Origin of the sequence: Ulvibacterium sp. (genome assembly GCF_965228935.1) — a bacterium.
Taxonomy (GTDB): domain Bacteria; phylum Bacteroidota; class Bacteroidia; order Flavobacteriales; family Flavobacteriaceae; genus Ulvibacterium.
Map to the genome: position 1 here is coordinate 5,470,953 of NZ_OZ245846.1, position 18,538 is coordinate 5,489,490.

15 protein-coding genes are annotated in these 18,538 nt (G+C 43.9%); 10 read left to right on the forward strand and 5 right to left on the reverse strand.

All coding sequences use genetic code 11. The features are described 5' to 3' along the window. The first annotated feature begins 616 nt into the window (after positions 1-616). From ACO06Y_RS23170 to ppgK, 4 genes are all read left to right on the forward strand, one after another. Positions 617-1,501 carry a type IX secretion system membrane protein PorP/SprF gene (locus tag ACO06Y_RS23170; RefSeq protein WP_422081442.1) on the forward strand — a complete coding sequence of 295 codons (885 nt, stop codon included), beginning with the start codon at positions 617-619 and terminating at the stop codon, positions 1,499-1,501. A gap of 219 nt (positions 1,502-1,720) precedes the next feature. Beyond that, the gene (locus ACO06Y_RS23175) at positions 1,721-2,851 is read left to right on the forward strand and encodes a serine hydrolase domain-containing protein (protein ID WP_422081443.1); all 1,131 of its coding nucleotides are present in this window, start codon (positions 1,721-1,723) and stop codon (positions 2,849-2,851) included. 69 nt (positions 2,852-2,920) lie between these two features. Next, complete coding sequence (locus tag ACO06Y_RS23180; protein WP_422081444.1) at positions 2,921-4,393, forward strand: sulfatase; 1,473 nt, start codon at positions 2,921-2,923, stop codon at positions 4,391-4,393. Positions 4,394-4,477: 84 nt separating this feature from the next. Continuing rightward, positions 4,478-5,227 carry a polyphosphate--glucose phosphotransferase gene (ppgK, locus tag ACO06Y_RS23185; RefSeq protein ID WP_422081446.1) on the forward strand — a complete coding sequence of 250 codons (750 nt, stop codon included), beginning with the start codon at positions 4,478-4,480 and terminating at the stop codon, positions 5,225-5,227. A gap of 6 nt (positions 5,228-5,233) precedes the next feature. Here the strand turns inward: ppgK and ACO06Y_RS23190 are convergent, their stop codons facing one another. The 4 genes from ACO06Y_RS23190 to ACO06Y_RS23205 form a co-directional block, all read right to left on the reverse strand. Continuing rightward, the gene (locus ACO06Y_RS23190; RefSeq protein ID WP_422081447.1) at positions 5,234-5,716 is read right to left on the reverse strand and encodes a YdeI/OmpD-associated family protein; all 483 of its coding nucleotides are present in this window, start codon (positions 5,714-5,716) and stop codon (positions 5,234-5,236) included. A gap of 40 nt (positions 5,717-5,756) precedes the next feature. Then, on the reverse strand, positions 5,757-6,545 hold the full coding sequence (locus ACO06Y_RS23195; protein ID WP_422081448.1) for an SDR family NAD(P)-dependent oxidoreductase: 789 nt from the start codon (positions 6,543-6,545) through the stop codon (positions 5,757-5,759). Positions 6,546-6,739: 194 nt separating this feature from the next. Further along, positions 6,740-8,539 carry a translational GTPase TypA gene (typA, locus tag ACO06Y_RS23200; RefSeq protein WP_422081449.1) on the reverse strand — a complete coding sequence of 600 codons (1,800 nt, stop codon included), beginning with the start codon at positions 8,537-8,539 and terminating at the stop codon, positions 6,740-6,742. Positions 8,540-8,680: 141 nt separating this feature from the next. Beyond that, entirely contained in the window at positions 8,681-9,265 is a 585-nt protein-coding gene (locus ACO06Y_RS23205; RefSeq protein WP_422081451.1) for a hypothetical protein, read from the reverse strand. 73 nt (positions 9,266-9,338) lie between these two features. Here ACO06Y_RS23205 and kdsA point away from each other — a divergent pair, with 73 nt between their 5' ends. The 5 genes from kdsA to ACO06Y_RS23230 all read left to right on the forward strand — a co-directional run bounded on the left by kdsA (position 9,339) and on the right by ACO06Y_RS23230 (position 16,708). Beyond that, a complete protein-coding gene (kdsA, locus tag ACO06Y_RS23210) occupies positions 9,339-10,160 on the forward strand; it encodes a 3-deoxy-8-phosphooctulonate synthase (RefSeq protein ID WP_422081452.1) in 822 nt (273 codons plus the stop codon). 362 nt (positions 10,161-10,522) lie between these two features. After that, positions 10,523-11,398 (forward strand): hypothetical protein, encoded by an 876-nt coding sequence (locus tag ACO06Y_RS23215; protein ID WP_422081453.1) that lies wholly within the window; start codon positions 10,523-10,525, stop codon positions 11,396-11,398. Between the two features lie 364 nt (positions 11,399-11,762). Then, positions 11,763-13,742, forward strand: a complete 1,980-nt coding sequence (locus tag ACO06Y_RS23220; RefSeq protein WP_422081454.1) for a DUF3857 domain-containing protein — start codon at positions 11,763-11,765, stop codon at positions 13,740-13,742. A gap of 33 nt (positions 13,743-13,775) precedes the next feature. Beyond that, positions 13,776-15,104 (forward strand): sulfatase-like hydrolase/transferase, encoded by a 1,329-nt coding sequence (locus ACO06Y_RS23225; RefSeq protein ID WP_422081455.1) that lies wholly within the window; start codon positions 13,776-13,778, stop codon positions 15,102-15,104. Continuing rightward, positions 15,101-16,708: a sulfatase gene (locus ACO06Y_RS23230; protein ID WP_422081456.1), complete on the forward strand. Its 1,608-nt coding sequence runs from the start codon at positions 15,101-15,103 to the stop codon at positions 16,706-16,708. Before ACO06Y_RS23225 ends, ACO06Y_RS23230 begins: the two co-directional genes overlap by 4 nt. A 168-nt stretch (positions 16,709-16,876) precedes the next feature. Here ACO06Y_RS23230 and ACO06Y_RS23235 read toward each other — a convergent pair whose 3' ends face one another. Beyond that, complete coding sequence (locus ACO06Y_RS23235) at positions 16,877-17,236, reverse strand: DUF1801 domain-containing protein (RefSeq protein ID WP_422081457.1); 360 nt, start codon at positions 17,234-17,236, stop codon at positions 16,877-16,879. Between the two features lie 96 nt (positions 17,237-17,332). On the opposite strand from ACO06Y_RS23235, the gene ACO06Y_RS23240 reads away from it, so the two are divergent. Then, positions 17,333-18,454 carry an Sb-PDE family phosphodiesterase gene (locus tag ACO06Y_RS23240; protein WP_422081458.1) on the forward strand — a complete coding sequence of 374 codons (1,122 nt, stop codon included), beginning with the start codon at positions 17,333-17,335 and terminating at the stop codon, positions 18,452-18,454. Positions 18,455-18,538 lie beyond the last annotated feature (84 nt).

An 18,538-nucleotide genomic window follows, 5' to 3' on the forward strand; every position in this document is an offset into this window, starting at 1 on the left:
CCACTATCCAAAGAAATCAGGGAGCAAAAGATTGGAAAATTTGGAAAACTGGCGGTACTTTATCGTTTTTTAATCCGAAAACCGTTAAAAGAAAAGATTCATTTGACCACTATAAATCGTCAGCAGAACAAAGCACTTCCTGTATCATACTTTCTTCATAAATCATATCAATACCTTTTCACAACACATATGTTCAAGTTTACAACATATGTAAGTTTATTCTTAAATAAAAATAGGTTTTAGTCCGTTAATCAGTAAAATTAAACAGTTTAACGGAATACCAAACCACATGAATTCAAAAAAGTTCCCTCAGGTACATGCATTTTGCATGGCTTTATTCCTGATAGCATTTAGTACATCCATGGTGGCCCAGGATCTAGTGGTCATCGATTCCGATAATATGAACAAACAGCAAGTTTTTTCATCTATTCCAATGAATACTGGACTTCTATAAATTGAGGGCGGAATTAAATAAGAGCATCAAGACGAAGGGTGATGATATCGGCCGTAATGCTTGTGATAAACACACCGATGAATATGTTTTAGTCCAAATAATGGAGGAACTCTGAAAAGGGATTGGCCACTTATCAAGTAGTAATGCCGAACAAATCAAACCATGAAACTTAAAAACCTTTATATCGTTATAGCCTTGCTTCTAGTGGCGAAAACGTTATCAGCGCAACAAGACCCCAATTACACGTTTTATCGATATAATATGAACCTGATCAATCCTGCATTTGCCGGTGCCAATGAAACAACGGATATCGGAGTTAATGTAAGAAGCCAATGGGCCAGCGTCCAGGGTGCCCCCGAAACACAAAGCGTGATTTTTGGAACTCCTGTGGGGAAGAATGTCGGGCTTGGCCTGTCGGTGATTAACGATAAGACATTTATTGAGCGACAAACGGCCATATCCCTGGATTTTTCCTATAAACTGACCTTGAACGAGTCACACGTCCTGTATTTAGGCCTTAAGGGTGGTTTCGCCTCCTACGATGCCAATACGGACGGGTTGTTGACCTACGGTATTCAGCAAGATCCCTCGTTAATGAACATCGATGGGCGTTTTACACCAAATATCGGGGCGGGGGTATATCTGAAGAACGATACCTATTTCATATCCTTTTCCGTACCCAAAATCTTGATTCCGGACAGATTGGAGCAAAATGATGGATTGGCCCGGTTGGGTACCGATAAAATCCACATGTATCTGGCCGGTGGTTATGATATCCCCTTAAGCAGTACTATCTTGCTCAAACCCATGGCCCTGTTGCGTTATGTAGATGCATCACCACTTTCCTTGGACGTAACGGCCCTATTGGATTTCAATGAGCGTTTTAATCTCGGAGCGGGATACCGATATGATGAAAGTGTCAGTGCAATTTTCATGTTTAAAACCGGTGTTCTGCAAATTGGCTATGCCTATGAGATTGCCCTGGAAAGTTCGGTACGGAATATAGATAACGGTACGCATGAGATAATGCTTAATCTAAAGCTCTAGCCATCTTAGAGCTTTAGAATGCCTATCATATATCATTTTTCCAAATGCAGGAACAAACCCGTCCTAGGACGGGTTTGTTCCATGATATTGGGTTGTATGCCCAGATAAAATATATAAAAGAAAACGGTTTGTGCGTCTTGGTCTGGTCTACCAATAATGCTTTTTCTGTAACACTTTTAAGGAACCCTCCTCTCTTTACTAGTAAAACAATCTGTTGTTATGATTGGAGGTAAACGTTTAAAATTGGTTCTAATTTATGGTATCTGCTGTTGTCTTGGGTATCCGAAACTCCAGGCACAGTCCGAATCGCTTCAAAAGGAATTGATGTCGTTGACCGATGAATACTTAAGGATAAACCCCGAGGCCAGTGGGGTAATCGCCTCGGTCAGTTATCCCAACGCGGCCGATTGGAAATACAGTACGGGGAACGTTGGTAGGGATGGAGATACTCCACTGTCCGGTGATGAGCGGTTCATCGCGGCAAGCATCACCAAAACATTTGTGGCCGCCTGCATTTTACAGCTGGAAGAAGAGGGGCACCTCTCCTTAAATGATAAGGTCATCCAATATTTGGACGAGTCCACCATTAAAAAACTGACCGAGTACCATGGAAAATCCTATGAACAGGAATTGACCGTGGAACATCTCCTGCGTCATACCAGTGGTATTTTTGACTATCTCAATAAAGGCCAGGTACATCTAAACGGCTACAAAAACCAACCGGAGCGGGAGTATACGCTTCAAGAACGAGTAGATTTTGCCTTGGAATTGGGGGTAGCCACCCATAAACCGGGAAAATATGGTTACTCCAACACCAATTATATCCTTTTGGGAATGATAGCTGAAAAAGTGGACAATGCTACCATTGCGGACATCATTGAGCGTAGAATTACAATCCCACTGGGATTAAAAAACACCTCTTTGCAACCTTCCGATGACGTTGTTCCCCAAATGTTCAAAGGATACTATACCGATTGGGACCTGACCCGTTTTACCCTGCATTTCAACAAAATGAATCCCGCAGGGGGCGTACTTACCAATACGGACGATCTGACGGTCTTTGCCCAAGAATTGTTCCGGGGTACTCTTTTTAAATCCCGGGAAACACTACAGAAAATGCTGGATTTTAAGAAAGGCTATGGTCTAGGCGTAATGCTCTTCGATAAATCGAAAAAGACGGGAAGGGTCATGGGCCATAGTGGTTTTGATCCGGGATATACTTGTTATTTGGCCTATCTGGAGGATTTGGATATCACTGTGGTAACCGTCATCAACCAATCGGAATTGGTCGTAAAAATGCCGGCCTTTTTAATCGTGAAAATAGTGCACCTGCTTAAAACGGGCCTATAATCCTATCTTTTTGGTCTACATCCTATTTTTTGATTACTTTGGGAACCATAGGATTTAATAGGCTATTGGATGTTTCGACTTTTTTTTGTTCTAGTTATCACTTTCTTTTTTTCGGGATGCGTCAAAAATACACCTCCTAAGAAAATAAGGCCGAACCTACTTTTTATAGCCGTGGACGATTTGCGCACGGAACTGGGAGTATACGACTCCATTGTGAAATCTCCGAACTTGGACACCCTGGCCCGGACCGGATCTTATTTTACGCGCCATTATGTTCAAGTACCCACCTGCGGAGCGTCCCGCCATGCCCTATTGACCGGCATGCGCCCCTCAAAACCTATTCATCTATCCAACCAAGCCATAGAAAAGGAAATCTCCGGCAAACCGGAACAAGCCATTCCCGAGACCTTTATCCATAAATTCAAGAGGGAAGGTTATCATACCGTAGGTATAGGAAAAATAAGCCATTCCGCAGATGGATGGGTATATGGCTATGAAGATCCCGTTTCAAAAAAAAGGGAACTGCCCCATAGCTGGAACGAACTGCTCTTTGATCCCGGACAATGGGAAACCGGATGGAATGCCTTTTTCGCCTATGCCAATGGGGAAAATCGGCAGAGCCTAAAAAAACAAGTAAAACCTTATGAGGAAGGTAATGTAGATGACGATGGTTATCCGGATGGACTCACTACCAAGCTTGCCCTCGCCAAATTGCGGGAGCTAAAAAACAAAGAAGAACCCTTTTTTATGGGTGTGGGTTACTTTAAACCCCATCTGCCTTTCAATGCCCCGAAAAAGTATTGGGATTTATATGACAGCCATCGAATTCCGCTCGCCCCCTACCCTAAAATTCCAGAAGACATTCATTTGAAAAGCCTTCATGAAAGTGGGGAGTTCAATCAATATGCCCTGGGTGAGGAGAAAGCGAGCTTATCAAAAGCGGTGTCGGATGCCTATGCCAAAAAATTGAGGCATGCCTATTTGGCCTCCATTAGTTACATCGATGCACAGATTGGAAGACTGTGGAAGGAACTCAAGACTTTGGGACTGGACAAAAATACGATTATCGTTGTTTGGGGCGACCATGGTTGGCATTTGGGAGACCAACGGGTATGGGGTAAACATACCTTGTTCGAGAATGCCCTGAAAAGTACCTTGATTGTTAAATCGCCCTATCTAGAACACCAAAATCGGAAAGTAAATCAAATCATAGAAACCGTGGATATCTATCCGACACTTATGGAACTTTGTGACCTTAAAATCGATCATTCCATTGACGGGGAAAGTTTTGTGCATACCATGGAATCTGACCAAAAACCATTGGATGGAGTTGCCTATGGATATTTTAAGAATGGTATTACCCTTCGTACGGATTCGTATCGGTTGACCCAATACTATAGAGAGGAAGAACCGACCCTGGAACTTTATGACCATATCCAAGATCCGGAAGAGTCCAGAAACATTGCAAAGGACAATATGGAAATCGTACAGGGGCTAATTCCTATTTTAGAGCAGGGTGATACCGGATTATATGACTTTTGACTACAGAAAAACCGGCTTTACAACATAGGATTAGCATAAGTAAAAACTTTTGTTACATTTGCCCCGGTAATACAAAATCTAGCGATGAACGTTCTTGGTATTGATATTGGCGGCTCTGGGATGAAGGGGGCCTTAATAGATTCATTTACAGGGGAAATGCTTACGGAGCGCTTTAGGATTCCTACTCCTGAATCTAAAAAACCCAAGGATATGGCCCAAGTCTTCAAGGAAATCGTAGATCATTTTGATTATAAGGGGCCCATTGGCTGTGGATTTCCTACCGTAATCAAACATGGAATCTGCAAATCACCGGGCAACCTGCACAAAAAGTGGCTTGGGGTAAACGTTAAGGAACTTTTTAGTAATATCACGGGACTTCCGGTAACGGTCATTAACGATGCCGATGCCGCAGGTTATGCCACAATGAATTATGGTATCGGAAAAGGAAAGGGAGGTCTGGTGATTATGATTACCATTGGAACGGGATTGGGCAGTGGTGCTTTTTTGGATGGTGAACTGATCCCCAATTTTGAGCTAGGCCAGATTCCCTACAAAAAGTATAAAAAAATTGAAACTTGGGCCGCGGCCTCGGCCAAGGAACGCGAGGAGCTTAGTTACAAAAAATGGGGCAAGCGATTCAACGTTTTTTTGGAATTCGTAGAATTGTTGGTGTCCCCGGACTTGATTATTTTGGGAGGGGGTACCTCCAAGGATTTTGACCAGTTTAGGGAGTATATAAAAATCGATACTCCGGTAATACCGGCAGAGCTCCGGAATCATGCTGGTATCGTTGGGGCGGCCGCGGCGGCATTGCATCAGGCCCCGATAGATTAAACCATCCTATTTCCCTTTCTTTTTCAATTTTTGTTCTTCCTCCGCAAGAAACGCCAAACTTCTTTGTACCTGTTTGTCAATGTCCTTTATAGGCTTTATGGTATAGATCAGACTCCTTTTTTTACCATCGGACAACGCTTGGAAAATTGAATTGGCATGCTCATCCTGACTTAATAAAACTTTGAGCACTTCAGGAATTTCCACTCCCAATGGATTGGGGTCTTCCTTGATTTCAAAGGAGGTCTCATCACCCAAATCCTTTTTCAAACCTTGGATGTATTTGTTCGCCACGATAATAAAGAAGTTACCATTCCCCAGATGGTTGAGGCCACAGGAATAGGAAATGGAATCCTCTAGGGTACAGACCAATCGTGTGGATCTTTTCTTGGCAAAGGTATCCACAATTTTCGCGTCTATCTCAAAGTAATAATATCCCCCCTTTCGCTTTTCCAGTTTACGGATGGGCTGTCTAAGCTTAAATATGTGCATACTTTGGTTTTGATGAAGGCCAGCTGTTCGCTCTGAAGGCTCAAATGGCCCTGTGCGATTGACTCGCCTCCCTTCGGTCGTCATAGCTATCGGAAATCTGCTTGTCGAACTTCTTGGGGGACTCAAAATTGAGTCGATTGTCCTTGAGTCGTTGTTCCCCTCCAAAGATAAAATGCAGTTCTTTTTTCATCAATGCCTGAATGGATCTCTCGGCCACATATTCCGGGGAATCCATTTCGCGCCCCTTGAACTTCTGCATCATTTCCGTATCCGTTGCAGTAGGGTATACACAGGTTACCGAGATTTTAAACGGTTGAAGCTCCCGCCTCAAGGAATCCGAAAATTGGCGTATCCCTGCCTTGGCACTTCCATATACCGCATAAAAGGGCATGCCCAAAAGTCCCAAACCTGAGGAAACATTTAAAATTGCCGCCTCCCTCGAAGATTTGAGCAAAGGCAAACAGTATTTGGTAAGAAACAGTACCGCCGTAAGGTTTACGGCTACCTGATCATAGATCTCCTCGTCCGGGATATCCTCCAAGGCCCCGGCAGAAACGATACCCGCGTTGTTGATCAGCACATCCAAACGGCCCCACCTATCCTCAATTTTAGAGGACATTTCCCGAAGCACTCCGATATCGCCCACATTTCCATTGACAAACAGAAAATTTGTCGCCTCAAAGTCCTCGGAGAGTCGCTCTAAATTTTTTTTATCCCTGGCAATTACCGCAATATCCTTAACCCCATGTTTTATAAGTTCCGCAATCATACATCTCCCAATACCACGGGAGCCGCCCGTAATCAAGACTTTCTTTCCCCTTAGCTTCATGTAAATCGATTTTCTTTAATTGAATTAGCTTCTTCAATTTATACAAATTACATGGCAATTGGTTCAAAAAAATCCAGCCTTGTGCAATTAATAGTAAAGCCGCAAATACAAGACATGCAGATTACCGATTTGACAAAATAGACCTCTCAAAAACAAAAAACCTTGAATCGGATTCAAGGTTTTCAAAGACAGTATTAATCGATTTTATTTCGCTTGCGGTCCACTTCCTTTAAAAATATCTTTCGTAGCCGAAGGTGTTTCGGGGTAACTTCAACATACTCGTCTTTTTGGATATATTCCAAGGCCTCCTCCAAGGAAAACTTTATGGCAGGGACAATTTTAGCCTTGTCGTCGGCCCCTGCCGAACGTACATTGGAAAGCTTTTTGGTCTTGGTGACATTAACGGTCATATCATCGCCCCGAGAATTCTCTCCAATGACCTGCCCTTCATAGATATCCTCTCCCGGATCGATAAAGAACTTGCCCCGCTCTTGGAGTTTATCAATGGAATAAGGAATGGCCTTCCCATTCTCCATGGAGACCAAGGATCCGTTCTGGCGTTGCGGGATATCACCCTTCATGGGTTGGTACTCCAAAAATCGGTGTGTCATTATGGCCTCTCCGGCCGTGGCCGTCAACAATTGATTCCTTAAACCAATGATTCCCCGGGAAGGGATATTGAACTCACAGACCATTCGCCCCCCTTTGGCTTCCATATGGGTCATTTCCCCTTTTCGAATGGAGACCATTTCAACCGCCTTCCCCGAAACCTCCTCTGGCAGATCTATGGTCAATTGCTCCATGGGTTCACATTTTGTACCCTCTATGGTCTTGATAATAACCTGTGGCTGACCTATTTGCAGTTCGTAACCTTCCCTTCGCATGGTTTCGATCAAAACGGAAAGATGGAGCACCCCCCGTCCAAAGACCATAAATTTATCGGCACTATCGGTCTCTTCTACCCTTAAGGCCAAGTTCTTTTCAAGTTCCCGCTCCAACCGTTCCTTGATGTGTCTTGAAGTAACAAATTTGCCATCCTGCCCAAAAAATGGACTATCGTTTATGGTAAAAAGCATACTCATGGTAGGCTCGTCTATGGCAATGGTCTTTAATCCCTCGGGGTTTTCGATATCGGCTATGGTATCCCCGATTTCAAACCCTTCCAGACCCACAATAGCACAGATATCCCCGACTGCCACTTCCTGAACTTTTTTCCTGCCCAAACCCTCAAAAGTAAAGAGCTCCTTTATTTTTGATTTAACGAGGCTTCCGTCCCTTTTGACCAAGGAAATCTGTTGCCCCTCCCTTAAGCTTCCCCGTTGTAGTCTGCCTATGGCGATCCTACCGGTAAAGGAAGAATAATCCAAGGAGGTAATCAGCATTTGGGTATTGCCCTCCTCCGCCGTAAAACTGGGAATATGTTCAATGACCATATCTAATAAGGGTTCTATGGAGTCCGTTTCCTTTTTCCAATCATCGCTCATCCAATTATGCTTTGCCGATCCGTATACCACGGGAAAGTCCAATTGCCATTCCTCCGCCCCCAATTCGAACATAAGATCGAATACCTTTTCATGTACCTCTTCCGGGGTACAATTCTCTTTGTCTACCTTATTGATGACCACACAGGGCTTTAGCTTCATATCTATGGCCTTTTGCAATACAAATCGGGTTTGTGGCATGGGGCCCTCAAAGGCATCTACCAGCAACAAAACGCCGTCCGCCATATTCAGCACTCGTTCCACTTCTCCACCAAAATCCGCGTGCCCAGGGGTATCTATGATGTTTATTTTGGTGTCCTTATAGGTTACGGAGACATTCTTGGAGACTATGGTAATCCCCCGCTCCCGTTCCAAATCGTTATTATCCAAAATCAAATCGCCTGTATTTTCGTTCTCCCGAAACAACTGGCAATGGTGCATGATCTTATCGACCAAGGTGGTCTTGCCGTGGTCTACATGCGCGATGATGGCAATATTCTTTGTACTGGTCATACCCTTGATTTTAAGCGTGCAAAGATACGCCTAATTTTCTCTTGTCGACCAGATCTTATATTATTTTTATGTTGTTGATTTTTAGGAAGTTATTTTTGCATTTAAAAACATGGATGGAAGAAGTGTATTGCAAATCCGATTTCATTCAAATACCGGTTTTCTTGACTTCCGTTTGGTGGCCACCCATCCGAAGTTTATATTCAACAAGGGGCCATAACCGGAAAGTGCACCATCGCCCCGATAGTAGCCCGCACCGAGTTCCATATTAAAATTAAACCCTTTGGGGTAGGTTCTTTGAATACCGTAGACCAGGCCATAAAAACCTAGATTAAAATCGTCGGGGCCATCAATATCCGTGGCCAAGCGAAGTTGGGAAAAGAAAATGGCCTGTGCCGCAGCAATGTAATTTCCAGAGTTCCCTGAAACATTTCTACCCTTCGCTATCCGTCTATTTAAATTATGGTAGTAACGATACCTATTATTCCAGGCCAGCCCCAGGGCATATCCTTCTTGATAGGTAGCCAGACCCAAACCCAGACTGGTGGAAACGGTTTGGTTTCTAAAAATGCCGAGCTCATAACTCAGCCCCGGCGCAAAAAGGTCGAATTTAAACTGGTGTCGCTCCAAATTGATAAGGCCACTCCCTTTTTCCTGGATTTCCAAGCGTTGTCCATTAATCCAAAGCGGTAAGGACATTACAAAACACAGCAGTACCAGTTTACCCATAGATTTTGATTCGTTAGGCTAAATCTAAAAAGGAAACCAGGCTTAAGTACTATCTTTATGCAAAATTTAAGATATGGATCTCTCGCTCATCCCTCAGATCAAACATACCCAAGGCGACAATTTTTTTCTACTCTCAGGCCCATGTGCTATCGAGGGGGAGGACATGGCCTTACGGATTGCCGAACATATTGTAAAGCTCACGGACAAACTAAATATGCCCTACATATTTAAGGGAAGTTTTAAAAAGGCCAATCGGAGTCGTGTCGATTCCTTTACGGGTATTGGGGATGAAAAAGCCCTAAAAATACTCCGTAAGGTATCCGAGACCTTTGAAGTACCCACGGTAACGGACATCCATGAGGTGTCGGATGCGGATAAGGCTGCCGCGTATGTAGATGTGCTTCAAATCCCGGCCTTTTTGGTACGCCAGACAGATTTGGTGGTCGCGGCCGCAAAAACCGGGAAAACGGTAAACCTTAAAAAAGGGCAGTTTATGAGCCCGGAGAGTATGCGACACGCCGTCACCAAGGTAACGGATTCCGGTAACGAACAAGTCATCATTACCGATCGCGGTACCATGTTCGGCTATCAGGATATGGTGGTAGACTTTAGGGGCATCCCTACCATGAAGGCATTTGCCCCTGTGGTATTGGACGTAACCCACTCCCTGCAACAGCCCAATCAATCCTCCGGGGTAACCGGTGGAAGACCCGCTTTGATCGAGACCATGGCCCGGGCGGGAATTGCGACCGGGGTAGACGGACTTTTTATGGAGACCCACTTTGACCCGGCCAACGCCAAAAGCGATGGGGCCAATATGCTGCCCTTGGATCGCTTGGAGCGACTATTGACCCATCTTACGGTACTGAGAAAGACCGTTAATGGACTTATCTAATATTCCATTTTTTTAATTACCTGAATTTCAATGATATAACTAATATTGTTTTAGTAAGAAGACCCTCATTTTTTGGTGAACGCTTATCGATAAAAATTCTTTTTTCGTCTACAAAATCAGACTATTAGTATATCATTTTTTTTCCCTATTCGAGTTCGGTTTATCTTCATACGAGAATACGATCTTATACCGCGTTTTCCGCAACGAATAGATATACGTATCCATTACAATGATCAGGTGTCTACTGTACGCGTTTTAACCCATGGGGCTACATCTGACAAGTCTGTTGAGCGGTATGTTTACCTGCCATCGCCTATGGGAGGTCTGGAATCCATTTTTCAATACTAAAAATTTAAAGCCTTATGAAAAAGCGAATTGTAAAGATAGTCTCCTTGTTCATGGGAGCCATACTTCTTTTAAGTTGTCAGGATGACAATGAAAGCAGTGACACGGGTGAATTTAATACTGCGGCAGTGATTACCCAAATGGAAAAAAATGAACTGGAAGCAGCAGTTAACGAAATAAATAGTGCCGTAGGCAACAACTTTGGGGTAGATACAAGCACAAGTAAAACCGTAAGTACCGAGAAGACCTTTGGTTGTATGGATATCACTTCGGAAGAGGATGAGGAAGGAAACATTGGGGTCATCATCGATTATGGGGAAGCTTGTGAACTTAGAAACGGGGATGTGGTCTCCGGTAGAATTTTAATAAGCTATACCGCAGAGGATAGTGAAGATAATGACTTTGTAATAGACTACACGCTAGAAAACTACGTCTACAATGACATAGTTGTTACGGGAAGTGCCCAGGCCATTTATGATTTTGAAAACGAGGAAGGGAATCTGGTCTATGCCCATGAATCGAATTTTATGTTTACCTGGCCGGATGGTTTGGAAGCAACGGACAACAGCAACTACTCCACTGAAACCGTATTCGAAAGTGATGAAGAAACCTTCTTTAACTTCTATAATCTAACGACCGGAAGCGGGGAAACGACTTTCAGCAATGGGGACAGTTATACGTTCCAAATCACCGAACCGTTACGAAGCGAGCCCCGATGCCGGTATTATGTCAGTGGCGTTGTTGTAAATACCCAGAATTCGGAAATCGTTACTTTGGATTACGGTGACGGGGAATGTGATGATAGCGCCATAGAGACGGACGGTGACGGTAATACAACGGTAATTGACCTGGATGATGTTGAAGAGGATGAAGGTGATGATACCGGTACCTAATTTTTGAAAAATAAAGGGTTTTGCCAAAAACTGGATATTACAATCAATTTCATCCGTTTAAAATTTTTAAATGTCTGTAAATAAGATATTTAAAAATTTAAGAACTAATGCAACCACTCGTTGCACTCGTTCTCCCATAAATTTATTTTAATCACTCCAACGTGTGTAATTTTTGATTAAAAAAATTCATGTTCGCTTCATGTTTTCGTTTTTGCGCTGGCCGCCCCGGAAGATTTTTGGGGTGGTTTTTGCTTTATGGGTATCCCTGACATGAAGAAACGACCAGGGATTTTTTAAGGATCCGATTACAATAATTACTTTTAAAATCTGTTAGGTCTTACAACCCCCTAACCGATACCTGATCATGCGACCCTTTTTCGCTATTTCCTTGCTTCTTTTTTTTTGTGGCTTTTCTACCTCTGCCCAAAAGAAAGCTACCTTTGCAAAGCTTTCCAATGCCGATAAAAACTTGACCGTTTATGAAAAAGATCCTTCGGCCCATGCCGTGGTGCTTCACGAATGGGGCAATAACTATTTTAAGGTCGTCGACCGTAGGATACTTTTGATCAAGGAATATCATACCAAAATCAAAATTTTGGATGAAAAAGGTTTTGCGAATGGCACTGTGGAAATCCCGTTATACCATAAGGGTACACTGGCGGAAAAAGTCACGGCCTTAAAGGCCGTAACCCATAATGGTGATACCCAATATAATGTCCTGCCTTCGGAAATCTTCGAAAACGACCATTCCGAAAGATGGAAAGTAAAAACCTTTACTTTTCCAAAAATGCAAAAAGGAAGTATCCTGGAATACTCCTATACGATAACCACCCCATATGATTTCAATTTTAGTGGGTGGGATTTCCAGGGATCGATTCCCAAAATCTATAGCGAATTCAATGCCAAAATCCCAGGAAATTGGGTCTATAACCGCTCTTTAAGAGGTAGTTTGGAATTGGAGGTAAACGATGCACATATCCAGAAGGGCTGTTTCACTATTGAAGGATATCCAAAAGCTGCGGATTGTGAGGTACTAAAGTATACCATGAAGGATATCCCGGCCTTTAAGGAAGAAAAGGATTTTATGCTTTCACCAGAAAATTACCGATCGCGGTTGGATTTTGAGCTTTCCCAATATAACAAACTCGATGGTACTACAAATAAGTATACCAAAAGCTGGAAAGATGTGGACAGGGAATTTAAATCGGATAAGGATATAGGAAGACAACTGACCAAAAAAGGATTTTTTGAACGGCACGTACCCGAAAAGCTTCTGATCGAAGGTGATGAACTAACCAGGGCCAGGAACATCTTCGAATTCGTTCAAGAGCATTATACCTGGAACGAGAAGTATTCCTCCTATGGAAAGGCAAGGGTAAAGGAAGCATTTGATGCCGGAAAGGGAAATGCCTGGGAAATAAACATGTCGCTTATCAATTTGCTGAATGCTGCAAACATTCCCACCAACTTGATGCTGTTATCTACCAGAAAAAGGGGTTTGCCTACAAAAATCCATCCAGTAATGTCCAACTTCAACTATGTTGTGGCCAAAACTGAAATTGACGGGAAGAGTTATCTATTGGATGCTACCGATAAGTATATGCCTTTTGGTTTTTTACCTTTTCGGGCCCTAAATCATTACGGTAGGGTCATGGATTTTAAAAACGACAGCTATTGGTACGATATTAGACCACAAACCAGGAACCGATATCAAGTGAGGGCCCAGATAAAATTTGACCCTGAGGAAAATAGGGCCGTAGGCGTGTTCGATGCTGTAAGTACAGGGTATAACGCCATAAATATGCACAAGACCTTGAATGAAAAAAGTGAAGAGGAGTACTTGGACGCGGTAGAAGAGGAAATTCCCGGGAATTTTGCGATTACCTCCTATGAATTGGTAAAGCAACGAACGGACAAGCAAGGAGTTTCGCAACGATTCAAGTTTGAAATAGAGGACGTACTCAATGGCAATATGGTCTACTTGAATCCCTTTTTTATCCGATTCTTCGACCGAAATCCCTTTCAATTGGAAGAGCGTAATTATCCTATTGATTTTGGTTACCCCAGAAATTACAGATATCAGATCATCCTAACGATTCCCGATGGGTACACCATTCAGGAATTACCCGAAAATAAGTCAATTGCCTTAGGTGATACCTTGGCCAAGCTCAAGTTTTATAGCACCGGGAATACAAGCCAGATTTCATTTTCCTTTGAACTGGCACTGAACAGTTCCTACTTCAACGAAAAAGATTACGATGCCTTAAAAGCCTTGTTCAAGGAAGCTGTGGACACACAAAAAAATTCCTTGGTAGTACTCAAGAAAAAAACCGTACAACCATAAAATTAGTATCTTGGGATTTCTAAACTGGCTTTCTTGAAATCCCTGTTGTTTTTCCAGATTTGTGTAATTACATTTTGCTGTCTTTCCTGTACCGAAAAGCGTAAGGAATTGGGGCCGCGTTCCAACAAACCGAATATCATCCTAATTATGGCCGATGACCTGGGTTACGAAACCTTGGGGGTCTATGGAAGCGACAGTTACGTTACGCCCCACCTGGACAAATTGGCCCGTGAAGGCATGCGGTTTGACCACTGTTACTCCACACCCCTGTGTACCCCTTCCCGTGTACAGTTGATGACCGGAAAGTACAATTTTAGGAACTATGTCGGTTTTGGATTGTTGGATGCCCAAGAAAAGACTTTTGGGCATTATTTGCAGGAGGCAGGCTATAAAACCCTAGTGGCCGGCAAATGGCAATTATGGGGCAATGAACGGCAACAGGAATTGGTAGGTGGTCGGGTGGGCAGCACTCCCGAACAGGCAGGGTTCGATGATTATTGCCTTTGGCAGATAGACGAACGCGGGTCGCGTTACAAAGATCCCCATTTGAGCCGTAAGCAAAAAGCTACCGAAACATTTCCCGGAGCCTATGGCCCTGATCTATTTGTGGAATACATTGAATCCTTTATGGAAGCTCATCAAAATGGGCCGATGTTCATCTACTATCCCATGGTACTGACCCACGACCCTTTTGTCCCTACCCCAGAAAATCCGGGTTTTAAGGATTTCGACAATGCCTTAAAAACAAACGATACCACCTATTTTGGCGAAATGGTGGGCTATATGGATCTTTTGGTGGGTAAAATCGTTAAGAAAACGGAGGATCTGGGCATACGAGAGAACACCTTGATCCTTTTTATCGGGGACAACGGGACGGATACCGATGTTACCTCCGTTATTAATGGCATGGCATTGACCGGGGACAAGGGCAACACCACCAATGCCGGAACCCATGTTCCCCTGATCGCCAACTGGAAGGGAAAAATAAAAGCCGGTAGCGTTAATGAAAATCTTATCGATTTTACCGATTTTTTGCCGACTCTCCTGGAAACGGCCACGGGAAACCTTCCAGGCAGCTTACAGACCGATGGCCATAGTTTTTATCCCCAACTATTGGGTAAGGCTACAAGGGCCCGGGACTGGATTTTCTGTGATTATGCACCAAATTGGGGCAGATTCCAAGCCCGAAGCTATGTACAAAATAAAAAATGGAAGTTATATAAAAACGGGGAGTTCTATAATCTAGAGGACGATCCCTCGGAAGAAAATCCGTTGGACACCGCCGAACAATCCGATGCGCTAAAACCGCTCATACAACAATTTAAAAAAGTACTGGAAACCTATAACAACCCAAACCCATGAAAAAGACAACGATCGTACTGCTATCGCTAGGCTTCATCTGCCTGTTTTCCTGTAAAGAAGGTGATAAGGAAATGGTCAAAATGCCAAAAAAACCCAACATCGTGTTCATTATGTCGGACGATCATGCCTATCAGGCCATCAGTGCCTATGACGATAGGCTGATACAGACCCCAAATATCGATCGTATTGCCAAAGAGGGCATGCTGTTTACCAATGCCAGCGTCACCAACTCCATTTGTGCCCCGTCCCGGGCCGTAATCCTAACGGGAAAACATAGCCATCTCAATGGGAAAATCGATAATCGTATGCCTTTTGATACCACCAACGTGACCTTCCCACAGCTCCTTCAAAAATCGGGGTACCAGACCGCGATGTTCGGAAAATTGCATTTTGGCAACAATCCCAAGGGATTTGATGAATTCAAGATACTGCCCGGACAGGGCGATTATTATAATCCCAAGTTCATTACCTCCACTGGGGATACCACAATAACCGGATACGTAACCGATATCATCACCGACCTTACGCTGGACTGGATGCGGAAGCGCAGGGACACGGCCCAACCTTTTTTGCTGATGTACCTGCACAAGGCACCCCATAGAACCTGGCTCCCGGCACAACGTCATTACACTACTTATACCCAGAAAAGTTTCCCCCTGCCCGAAACGCTTTTTGACACCTATGAGACGCGGGGTACCGCTGCCAAAACCGCGGAGATGGGAATTTTAAAGGAAATGCAATTGCGCTATGACAATAAACTCACTCAGGCCGTTACCGAAGCATTGAAGGTAGAGGACAAATACGAGTGGTCCCCTTTGGATCGAATGACACCGGAACAGAGAACGGCATGGGATGCCATCTATGGGCCGATAAGCGAACAGTTCAAAAAGGACTATCCCAACATGAACGATTCTACCCTGACCGTTTGGAAATACCAACGGTACATGCAGGACTATTTGGCTACCATTGCTGCTGTGGATGAAAATGTAGGACGACTTTTGGATTATATGGACGAGACCGGGCTCGATGAAAATACCTTGGTCGTATACACCTCCGACCAGGGGTTTTATTTGGGTGAACACGGTTGGTTCGATAAGCGCTTTATGTACAACGAATCCTTTAAGACCCCTTTATTGATCAAATGGCCCAATGTCATCACACCAGGCACCACCACTACTGAAATGGTACAGAACCTGGATTTCGCCCAAACCTTTTTGGAGATTACCGGTGCAACTCCTACTAAGGACATGCAGGGTGAAAGCTTAGTGCCCTTATTAAAGGGGGAAAAGGAAAAATGGGACAGGGATGCCGTGTATTATCATTATTATGAATATCCCGCCGTGCATGCCGTAAAACGCCATTATGGTATCGCTACCGAGGACTATAAACTGATGCATTTCTATTACAATGTGGACGAATGGGAACTTTATGACCGTAAAAACGACCCCCAAGAGGTCAACAACATCTATGACGATCCGGCCTATGCCACCGTGGTAACCGAGTTGAAGGAAAAACTGGGAGGACTACGTGTAAAATACAAGGACTCCGATGAACTCAGCAATCAGTACATTCAGATCTACAAGGACAACGGATGGATCAAGTAGTTAAATTCCAATACTGAAATTCCAAATTCCAAAGGATGCTCGATGCTTGGTGCTTGGTGCTCGGTGCTCGGTGCTCGGTGCTCGGTGCTCGGTGCTCGGTGCTTGGTGCTTGGTGCTTGGTGCTTGGTGCTTGGTGCCAAAAGTTAAAAAAACAAACATCAAGAAGCATTATTTCCAAAACTTCTTATCCCGTACCTGATAGGCATCCTGAAGCACTTCCGTTAAAATGGTGTCATCGATTTCCTCCAAGGAGCGGTAGCGCAGGGAGCGCATTACTTTACGTCCTGCCGTGGTCATATGCTCCAAATGGACCGTAAGGTGGGCCGAATTCCAAAAACCGACATCTATATAGTCCTTCGTATGATTCAAATAGCAAAGCGGCCTTCCCTTTATATAATAAAAGGGAATCCGATATTTGAATTTTAAGTCTATCCCGGGTACCGTATGCTCGATAATCGATTGCAAATGCAACAATATACTGCGATACGGTTCAGAGCGATTAAGAATGTAGTCTTCCGCGGGGTTCATGGCAACTCCAAATTTATCATTTCTTGATCAAAATCCCTGTTTTTTTTGGCAGTTGGATTCTTGGGAATCCCTTACTTTTGAAAAAACCAATCAAAGATGAAAAAAATAACCGCTCTCCTTTTCACCTTTTTGGGTTTGGCATCGACCTATGCCCAATCGCATACCCATACCGGTGCACAACCTTTGAGCTACCCTAATATAGAAGGCTATGTTACACTCAAGGCCGATTTGCACCAACATACCGTGTTCTCGGACGGTAATGTTTGGCCTACCATCCGGGTTCTGGAAGCGCTACGTGAAAATCTTGATCTGATATCATTGACGGAACATTTAGAATACCAACCCCATTCCGCTGATATTCCCCATCCGGATCGGAATCGTTCGTACCAGTTGATAAAGGCCATGGCCGAGGCCCAAGAACATGGACTGCTTATTGCCAATGGTTCCGAGATAACACGATCCGAGCCCGTGGGCCACAGTAACGCCATTTTCATTACCGATGCCAACCAACTCATACAGGATAAACCAGCGGATGCTTTTGCAGAGGCAAAAAAACAGAATGCCTTTACCTTTTGGAACCATCCTGCATGGCACGCCCAAAGTCCGCAGGGCATTCCCATCCTAAGCGATTTTCAAAAGGAACGGATCAAGAAAGGGGAACTTCATGGTATTGAGGTCATCAATTCCGTGGATTATGCCCAGGAAGCCCTGGCTCTGGCCTTGGAGCATGATCTAACCGTTATGGGCACTAGCGACATCCATGGGCTGATCGATTGGGATTATACCGAAAAGGGGAACCACCGCCCCATAACTTTGATTTTTGCCCGAGAAAAAAGCCTGGCAAGTGCAAAGGAAGCGTTATTTGCCGGTAGGACCGTGGCCGTTTATAATGATTTAATGGTGGGACGGGAAGCCTACCTAAAACCGTTGTTGGAAGCCAGTATTGAGGTAACGAAAGCAACTTATCTTCCCAAAACCCAAGTATTGGAAATAGAGCTTCAGAACAATTCGAGTAGTGATCTGCTTTTCGAAAATCAAATGGCATATACCTTTTACGACAGCTCCCCGGTATTTGAAATAGCCGGCGGCGGTACAAAAAAGTTACTGATCAAAACCTTGGAAATCCAAGATAAATTGAATTTAAAATTAAAAGCACTGGGTTGCTTTACCTCTCCTAGGGTGCAACCGGTTTTGGAATGGGAAGTTCAAGTGGAGTAAGGTTTTATGCCTCGACTGCGCTCGGCATGACAGGTTTGAGGTTTGAGGTTTGAGGTTTGAGGTTTGAAAAAAAAGAAAAAATTG